Source organism: Protofrankia sp. Cj3 (genome assembly GCF_917627355.1).
Taxonomy (GTDB): Bacteria; Actinomycetota; Actinomycetes; order Frankiales; family Frankiaceae; genus Protofrankia.
Genome location: NZ_CAKJTR010000043.1, coordinates 31,257 through 32,707, shown reverse-complemented (window position 1 = coordinate 32,707; position 1,451 = coordinate 31,257). Strand labels below are relative to the sequence as shown.

At 68.0% G+C, this 1,451-nt stretch carries 2 protein-coding genes; one reads left to right on the top strand and one right to left on the bottom strand.

Annotation, left to right across the window (positions count from 1 at the left end; all coding sequences use genetic code 11):
* Nucleotides 1–384: 384 nt before the first annotated feature.
* Complete coding sequence (locus MJ783_RS08450) at nt 385–819, bottom strand: hypothetical protein (RefSeq protein WP_239309775.1); 435 nt, start codon at nt 817–819, stop codon at nt 385–387.
* Nucleotides 820–1,137: 318 nt separating this feature from the next.
* On the opposite strand from MJ783_RS08450, the gene MJ783_RS08445 reads away from it, so the two are divergent.
* The coding region (locus MJ783_RS08445) for a relaxase domain-containing protein (RefSeq protein WP_239309773.1) at nt 1,138–1,451 on the top strand (314 nt) is incomplete at its 3' end.

Here is a 1,451-nt window from a genome sequence, read left to right as displayed (position 1 = left end):
ACGACTACCGGCATGGTCGGCTCCTCACGGCAGCGGGCTCTACACCTGGTAGGCCGCGACACCGCGCTTTCGGCACACCCCGTCCACAACCGCGCCGACGGGCACCGCGTGAACGGCCACACATTGATGAGCATCGGGTGCGCGCATTCCTGCCATCGGTGACCACGCAGGCAAGGCCGTCCGACGGTCAAATACACCGGCCCGCCGATGTCACACGAGCGCGGCCAGCACTCCTCGAAGGTGTCGCGCAGCGACACCTTCCCATGTGCCGTTCGGATCAAGTGACCGCCGACGGATGTGCATGCGCTGTAAAGCGTTCCATGCCGGGGGCATGCACGTGGGCGCCCATCGCCGCACCCTGACGTCTCGGATGACGCCCGCTGGCTACACCCCGGTTCTCACCCAGACGGGACTACCAAGGTCCGGAAACCAACGCACGGTCGGCTCCTCGACGCAGCGGTACCACGTGAAGGTGGCCGTGAGATCAAGTCGACTCGGATGCCAGCCATCAGGCTCAAGGGCGAGGCGGCGTATCCAGTTCAGGTCCGGCTCGATTCGGGACGCGAGGTTCTCGAACCGGTCGCTGTTCATGTCACCGATGGGTTCGCCGGCGAATGCGCACACGGCCACCAACTCGATCTCCTGCTCGTCGCTGTCGACAGCGACGTCGATCACCGCGGCGCCCGGGTAGGTAGCCCGCACGTCAGCGGCGATGCCCGCCGCGATCTCGACGACGAGGTTCTGCACCGCCTCGGCATGGGCCTGGCGCGCCCGCTCCAACGAATCGCGGTCGGGAGTGTGGGCACAGTTCGTAATCATCGAAGTCGCCTTCCAGCAGGCTGCGGTAGGGCCGCCCGTCGCGCCGAGCCATCTGCGTCGGCTCGACAGGACGAACGGATCTCTCACCTGATAGGCCGCACGACGGCGGAAACGGCACACCCCCGGTCGCGCACCGCGGCGGCATCGCAGCGCCCGGACGCCGTGCCCATGTCGAAGGAGCTGGACGCAGGCGCTGCCGTCACCTTCCACAATCGCCGTCTCGCGCACTCATCCGTGTGAACGGGTTCGTGGTCTCGCATGGACCCCGGGGCACGGCCGGGAGGTGCGAATGGGCAGAACGCGCACGCCAGACACCACATGATCGTCACGGTGAAGGTCCTCGGCCTGCGGGCGCGGGATGCCGGAACGGTCGCCGCGGCGGCGCTGCGGATCGTGGACTACGTCCAGGGCGGAGCCCCGTCCCCAACGGTCGAAACAGCCGCTTATTACTCCCGGGAACGAGCGCAAGGGCAGGCACGAGGGTCCGCCGCGTCCCTGGTCGGTCTACACGGCATCGTGTCAGCGCAGCACCTGCACCGGTTGCTGATGGGCCGGCATGCGGTGACTGGACGGCCGCTTCTGCCCCCGTCGGGTTCCGCGGGCCGGGTGGAACGTCTTCCCGCTCCGCAGAC